Annotated in this window: 5 protein-coding genes; 2 read left to right on the top strand and 3 right to left on the bottom strand. The window is 46.0% G+C overall.

Annotated features, from left to right (window positions below; all coding sequences use genetic code 11):
• Positions 1-451: 451 nt before the first annotated feature.
• Both HYU97_00320 and HYU97_00315 read right to left on the bottom strand, forming a co-directional pair.
• Positions 452-2,857, bottom strand: a complete 2,406-nt coding sequence (locus tag HYU97_00320) for a 3-hydroxyacyl-CoA dehydrogenase/enoyl-CoA hydratase family protein (GenBank protein MBI2335197.1) — start codon at positions 2,855-2,857, stop codon at positions 452-454.
• A gap of 180 nt (positions 2,858-3,037) precedes the next feature.
• Positions 3,038-4,198 carry a thiolase family protein gene (locus tag HYU97_00315; GenBank protein ID MBI2335196.1) on the bottom strand — a complete coding sequence of 387 codons (1,161 nt, stop codon included), beginning with the start codon at positions 4,196-4,198 and terminating at the stop codon, positions 3,038-3,040.
• Positions 4,199-4,431: 233 nt separating this feature from the next.
• On the opposite strand from HYU97_00315, the gene HYU97_00310 reads away from it, so the two are divergent.
• Positions 4,432-4,701: a type II toxin-antitoxin system Phd/YefM family antitoxin gene (locus tag HYU97_00310; protein ID MBI2335195.1), complete on the top strand. Its 270-nt coding sequence runs from the start codon at positions 4,432-4,434 to the stop codon at positions 4,699-4,701.
• A 6-nt stretch (positions 4,702-4,707) separates the two neighbouring features.
• Positions 4,708-5,004, top strand: coding sequence for a type II toxin-antitoxin system RelE/ParE family toxin (locus HYU97_00305; GenBank protein MBI2335194.1), 297 nt, complete (start codon positions 4,708-4,710; stop codon positions 5,002-5,004).
• Here HYU97_00305 and HYU97_00300 read toward each other — a convergent pair.
• Positions 4,995-6,695: a 1-acyl-sn-glycerol-3-phosphate acyltransferase gene (locus HYU97_00300; GenBank protein MBI2335193.1), complete on the bottom strand. Its 1,701-nt coding sequence runs from the start codon at positions 6,693-6,695 to the stop codon at positions 4,995-4,997. The two genes, HYU97_00305 and HYU97_00300, sit on opposite strands and share 10 nt — an antisense overlap.
• Positions 6,696-6,815 lie beyond the last annotated feature (120 nt).

Here is a 6,815-nt window from a genome sequence, read left to right as displayed (position 1 = left end):
TTGCACTCTCTTATTGGGCTAACCAGCGCCCGGTGGCAAGTGCTGAGGTCATCCATATCTTCTAATGGAGTTAGCCGTCACGGAATCCTTCCGCGTTCTCCCGCCAAAGGCGGGAGCCTCGGCTTTCCATGACGGCTAACTCGCATTGGGGCCCCGCCGCTTCCGCGATGGGTCGAGAAAGCTAAGTCACCGGCAAAGTCGCCTCGCTCGCTTTTTATATAATCTCAAATACTTGAGAAGAAGTCTTTTCGAGGGAGGGAGAGGTCAAGGGAGAGCCTTTCAGCGCAGGAGGGCGGCCGTAGGAGGGCTTAAAAATTTTTTAGCCCGAGTAGGCCGACCGGGCGCGGGCTCTCCATTGGCCTCTCCCTCCCTCGAAAAGACGTGACCCTAATTGAAGAATAAAATGGAAGATTCTTTCGCCCTGCTGGGCTCAGAATAATAGAATATTACACTAATTCCTTAGTGGCTTGCCGGTGGTGAGGAGGGCTTGCATGCGGGCTTGGGATTTTTCTTCACCGCAAAGGGATAAGAAGGCCTCGCGTTCAATATCGAGGAGATATTGTTCTGACACCAAGGCTTGATTAGGCAACTTCCCAGCGGTGAGCACCCAGGCAAGCTTTTCCCCAACCAGCGCATCGTGTTCGCTGATTTGTTTTATGGCAAGATAGCCCCGCAGCGCGCTTTTGATGGCCATAAAGGCTCCCACTCCACCCACCAAAATATCTTGGCGAGGGGTTGAAGGTTGGTAGGTTTTAGATAATGCTAAAACATCTTGTTTAGCGTCATAAATAAGGCTGTCTTTGGATAAAGAAATCCGATCACCCTTTTTTAAATAACAATGTTCAAAACCTTCTTTGGCGCTCGTGGCAACGGTTGCAAAGGCAATCGTTTGAAAGGCCTTTTGCACTTTGGGAAAAAACCCACCATCACCGTTGGCCATCCATAGCCTTTGGCCCTTAGCTTTGAGGGCGGCCTCTGCGTTGAGCAAAAGATTTTTATTGCCACCACCTCCCGGAATAAGGCCAGCGCCCACTTCGACAAGGCCAATGTAGGTTTCAGCCGCGGCGCGGATTTGGTCAGCACCCATACAAATTTCACAACCCCCACCCAGCGTAAGCCCAAAGGGGGCTGCCACGACCGGCTTAGGGGAATATTTCAAGGCCATACAAAAATCTTGGAAACCTTTGACCAGCTTTTCAATGCTATCAAAATTCTTTTGGGTAGATTCTAACCAAATGAGCATGAGGTTAGCACCCACTGAAAAATTTTCGCCTTCGTTAGCGATCACTAAACCTTTGTAGCCAGGTTGTTTGACCAGCTCAATGGCTTCCATACCCATGGCGCCAATGTCGCCATCGATGGCGTTCATTTTGGAGTGAAATTCTAAACCCAACACTCCATCGCCTAAGTCTAAAATAGAGGCGCTAGCATTAGACTTCATAACTTTGTTTTGTTCGCGGATGGATTTGAGAACAATAACATTGGGTTTAGTGGGAATTTCTTGGTAAGTAGCGCTTTGTAAATCAAAATAGAGTTTTTTGGCCCCGGCTTTTTTGTAAAAAACACCACTGCCTTTATTTAACACTAACTCAATATTTTTGGGGACGCTTAGGCCATCTTTTTTCACGCGTTCGGCAAAGGCTTGAACACCAATGGCATCAAGGGTTTCAAAGGGGCCAATGTCCCAATTAAATCCCCATTTCATGGCGTTATCGACATTCACCACATCATCAGCAATCTCAGGGATGCGATTAGCCGCATAAAGTAAAGTATTGCGAGTCGTGATCCAGGCAAATTCAGCGGCGCGATCCGTAGCGTTAATCATGGTTTTAATTTTTTCACCCGCATCGGTCAATTTGCGAACCGCACCCACTGAATCAAACTTAGGTTTGTTTTGCGGTTGGTATTCGAAGCTTTTTAAATCGAGGGTTAAGATTTGCGATTTTCCGCTGGCATCTTTAGATTTTTTGTAAAAACCTTGTTTGGTTTTATCGCCTAGCCATTTATTTTCTAGCATGCGGCCAACTTCTTTGGGCATGGCCAGCACATCGCGCTTTTCATCGTTGGGGCAAGATTGATAGAGAGTTTCAATTACGTGAGCCAAGGTGTCGAGGCCTACTAAGTCAGCGGTGCGAAACATCGCACTCTTGGGTTTGCCCAAGGCTGGGCCCAAAATCACATCGACTTCGTCAACGGTGTAGTTTTTTTCAAGCATGAGTTTAAACGCGTCGACCCATGCCAAGGTGCCAATGCGGTTAGCGATAAAATTAGGTGTATCTTTGGCGTATACCACCCCTTTGCCGAGGGTGTTTTCTAAAAATTGTGCGATGAATTGTGTGGTTTGAGGATCGGTTTCCGGGCCCGAGATCACTTCGACTAACTTCATGTAGCGAACGGGATTAAAAAAATGGGTAATCAAAAAATTCTTTTTGAAATTCTTAGAGCGACCTTCGGCCATGGCAGTTAAGGGAAGCCCGGATGTATTAGAAGCGACAATAGTTTCAGGGCCAATCACTTTTTCCAAACGTTCAAAGACAGAACGCTTAATGTCGAGACGTTCGACGACGACTTCAATCACCATGTCGTAATCTTTGAGTTTATTCCAATCATCTTCAAAGTTACCGGGCGTGATGCGCTTGAGATCAGATTTTGAAAAAATCAAAGCAGGTTTGCTTTTGGCCAAATTTTCTAAACCTTTGATTGCAAGCTTGTTGCGCGATTGCGGGGTTGCATCGGCATCTTTGGGAACGATATCGAGCAGCAGACAGTCAATCTCGGCCCCGGCTAATAGTGCAGCAATGCCACCGCCCATAATGCCGGATCCTAAAACAGCTACTTTCTTGATTTGTTTTGCCATATAAACTCCATTAAATGTCATTACGAACCAGCAGGATCTTCTGTCATTGCGAACCCAGCCGGGTGAAGCAATCCCTTCTGCTTGAGCGATGAGATTGCCACGCTCGGCATCATGGGTCCCCGCCCCCCGATCGGGGTCGAGGGCATGCTTCGCGGGGATGACACCGCCCGCAATGACAGGCTAACTCAACCTTTCAATAATGCAGGCGGCACCTTGCCCTCCGCCGATACACATGGTTTCAAGCCCCAAGGTTTTGTTGTAGGTCTTTAAATCATTGATGAGGGTTGCCATGATGCGAGAACCCGAACAACCTAGGGGATGACCTAACGCAATGGCACCACCATGCGGGTTGAGTTTTGCTTCATCAATGCCAAGTTCGCGCACGACCGCCAACGATTGAGCGGCAAAGGCTTCGTTGAGTTCGAAAATGTCAATGTCTTTAACGGACAGCCCCGCACGTTTTAAGATTTTTTGAACTGCAGGGATTGGGCCAATGCCCATGAATGCTGGATCACAGCCTGCCACCGCCATGGCTTTAATCTTGGCTAGTGGTTTAATGCCCAATTGCTTAGCGCGATCAGCACTCATGATAACAACTGCAGCCGCCCCATCGGTTAACGGTGAAGAGTTGCCGGCGGTCACTGTGCCGCCTTCTTTAAAAGCGGGCTTCAACGAACCCAAGGCTTCAAGGGTGGTCTCGGCGCGAGGGCCTTGATCGATATCAATTAATTTTGTGGAGCCATCTTGTTGCACGGTTTCAATTGCCACAATTTCATTTTTGAATTTACCTTCTTTCATGGCCTGCAAGGCCTTTTGATGACTTTTTAAGGCAAAGGCATCTTGATCTTGGCGAGAAATTTTATATTTTAAAGCGACATTTTCAGCCGTGATGCCCATACTAATGTAAGCTTCGGGTGCGCCTTCTTTCATGAGCTTAGGGTTTAAGCTAGGATTGAAACCGCCCATAGGGACATGAGTCATGGTTTCGACACCGCCGGCTACAATCACTTCACCATCGCCCACCATAATGGCACGGGCTGCATCCATGATAGTTTGAAGGGAGGAGGCACAAAAACGGTTTACGGTGGCAGCGGCAGCTGAAAATGGAATGCCAGCTAAAAGACTAATGTTGCGCGCGACATTCATGCCTTGTTCGCCCTCGGGCATGGCACAGCCAATTAAAACATCCTCAATTTCTTTAGGGTCTAAACCCTCCACTCGGCGGAGTGCCTCTTTTACAACGATTGCCGCCAGGTCGTCGATGCGGGTGTAAATAAAATTTCCTTTAAGGGCACGCCCCATGGGGGATCGAACCGCTGAAACAATGACAGCTTCTCGCATAAAATCTCCTGTTTAAAGCTTGTGAGATCCTTCGCCAAGGCTCAGGATGATTTTGAAGCCAGATGGCTTCAAAATCAAATGAATGGTCATTCATTCAGTGCCTTAAACCATGGAGACGCGACTGTCAAGGCAATCTAAAGTTTTTGTATTTTCGCATTGATTTTCGATGGCAAATAACATAGGCTGAATTCAGCCTAGTTTAAGAATCGGCTCAAACATTGCTGGGGTTATTTATGAGAGTTATTCCTTTGTCAGAAGCTAAAATGAAGTTGAGCGCCTTAGTATCCGCTATTGATACAACGGGTGAAGAAGTGATGGTGACCAAAAATGGCAAGCCTTCCATTGTATTAATTAATGCGGAAGAATATGAAAACTGGAAGGAAACTAATGAAATTCTTTCCGACAAAGAATTGATGACGGAGATTAAAAGGGGGCTTGTTCGACTAAAAAAGAGAAAAGGGAAACTTTACACCCTTGATAACCTCAATGAACTTTTTAAATAACCTGCAATGACTGGCACTGGATTCCGACTCTTTGTTCCTCCTCCCATTCGACGGCTTCTTCGCAATTTCCATCCTGATTTGAAACAAAAAACTCGTGCGGGGTTTCAGGCGGTTTTAAAAAATCCCCGGGTGGGGAAACCTCTCAAGAAAGAGCTAGAGGGGCTTTATAGCTATCGCATGGGCAGATACCGAACCATTTATCGATTACAAAACAAAATAGTCGAAATTGTGGCCGTGGGTTCGAGAAAGAATATTTACCTAGACACTTTACAATGCCTCAAACTTGAGCAACGTCAAAAATAGGCCAAAGAGACCTTTTGTAACAAGGCCTGCCAAGCCGGGTGATGTAGATCTTTTTGATTCAATTGGGTAAATTCTAAAAGGCAACTTTTTAATAGAGAAGGAGGTAGTGAAAAAATTCTATCGAGAAGAATAAAGGGGAGACTTTGGTGGGAGGCTTGGCATTGCAAGAGAAAATTTTCAATCGAAGGGCCCATTTCTTCACAAGCCCTGACAATCAGTTTTTCATGCCAGTTTAAAACTTTTAAAAGACGTGCATTGATTTCAAAATTAATTTTTTTAATTTCTGTTTGGTAATTTTTTTCTGCCTCAAGTTTGGGGGTTGAACTGGTAGGTTTTACCAATGAAACATTGCTAGGCAGTTGGTAATGCCAGGGTTCACTTAGTACAAAATTGATTTCAGTTTCGGTTTGGCAGCGGAAACTACCCTTGGGGCCAGCGATACCCGTGCCTTCAATGCCAACGACCAAAATATTAAGTTTACTTGCGTCATCCCGGGCTTGACCCCGGATCCGAGTCCGGGGCAGGCCCGGGATCCATGATGCCAAGGCCATTGCCGCATCAAGAATAAGCGTTGCGGTGCCCATTTTTAAATGCCCAAGCTCAGCTTGCCATTGGTCGGGCCTAAAAGTTGTGTAATAACTTGCATCCCTTCGCTCGCCTTGCAAGTCTATGCAGGCATTAGCCCTGGTGCCTTGGGGATACACCGCAATCTCTACTTCTTTTTCAACTAAGCTCTCCGCTGCTTGTAGCATGGCTTCCCAGCCTTTGCCTTTTTTCCGATCAACAAAGATCATCCCAGCTTTTTCAATGGCTTTGCCGACCTTTAACCAAGAATAGAGGATGGGATTATCGACAAAGTGATCTTTAGCCGTGATAAACCGTGACCGTAAAAATCGGTCGGTTTTAGTTTTAAGAAGACCTAAGGCAAAAAAGCTTAAACCAAAATCGAGATAGCTGCGGTGATTATAGACTAATAAAGTTTTGCCCTCTAGGGGTGGAACCAGATTGGCGTGCAAGGTGGAAATTTTTGCTTTGATATTAAGGGCGATGATGGCCCCCCACATGCGAGAAAGAGCGTCAAAGATTTCAACGCCAGTTTTTTCATCTCGCCTGGTAAGGGCCAGAATAGCCATGCTTGCGAGAGTACTGGTTTGCAGGGCTGAAATAAAAAATGGCAAGAAGGTTTGTTTGGGTTTTCTACCCGTGCGAAAATCGACATTGCCCAAAGTAATCGTGCGATAGTTCCAAGTAGAAGGCGGAGAGGGTAAAACAGCAAATTGGGCGTAGTAAATTTTAAAAAAATCTTCGGGATGGCAATTGGGGTGTTGGTTTAAAAATTCAGCTAGTTCTAATTGCACTTTCAAGCGACGATAACGGCTGGCCCAGGCTATCAATAAAAAAACAAGCCACACAAAAATCGCTTTAGGAAATTTGTGATGCCAATGACCATAGGCCCCAATGCCGTAAACCAAGACGTTGATGCTCAATAGGATGGGGAGGACGGTTTCGCGAAAGGGGCCCATAAAATTATCGATGCGACCCAAGATGGTTTGAAGGGGATTAAAAGGGCTGAATTGTAATTTGTTGATGAGAAAGAGAAGGCGACGCAAGATATATCTAAGCATGGGGATGATAAAAGAAAAATAACTGAAGGCGATAAGTAAGATGAGTAAGTCCATAAATGATGTCATTCGCTTTGCTCAGGATGGATGAATGGATGCCGGATCAAGTCCGGCATGACGTCATCCCGGACCCCGATCCGGGATCCATATATGACGTTAGTATGCGTATCACAAATTGAAAAAGCTTAG

This window comes from Deltaproteobacteria bacterium (assembly GCA_016183235.1).
Taxonomy (GTDB): Bacteria; UBA10199; UBA10199; order DSSB01; family JACPFA01; genus JACPFA01.
Note: the sequence above shows the minus strand (reverse complement) of the source record. Positions and strands in the feature narration are given on the sequence as shown.

Coding starts and splice junctions, on each gene's coding strand:
- HYU97_00320 (MBI2335197.1), bottom strand. CDS start 2,857: ATGGCAAAACAAATCAAGAAAGTAGCTGTTTTAGGATCCGGCATTATG.
- HYU97_00310 (MBI2335195.1), top strand. CDS start 4,432: ATGAGAGTTATTCCTTTGTCAGAAGCTAAAATGAAGTTGAGCGCCTTA.
- HYU97_00315 (MBI2335196.1), bottom strand. CDS start 4,198: ATGCGAGAAGCTGTCATTGTTTCAGCGGTTCGATCCCCCATGGGGCGT.
- HYU97_00300 (MBI2335193.1), bottom strand. CDS start 6,695: ATGACATCATTTATGGACTTACTCATCTTACTTATCGCCTTCAGTTAT.
- HYU97_00305 (MBI2335194.1), top strand. CDS start 4,708: ATGACTGGCACTGGATTCCGACTCTTTGTTCCTCCTCCCATTCGACGG.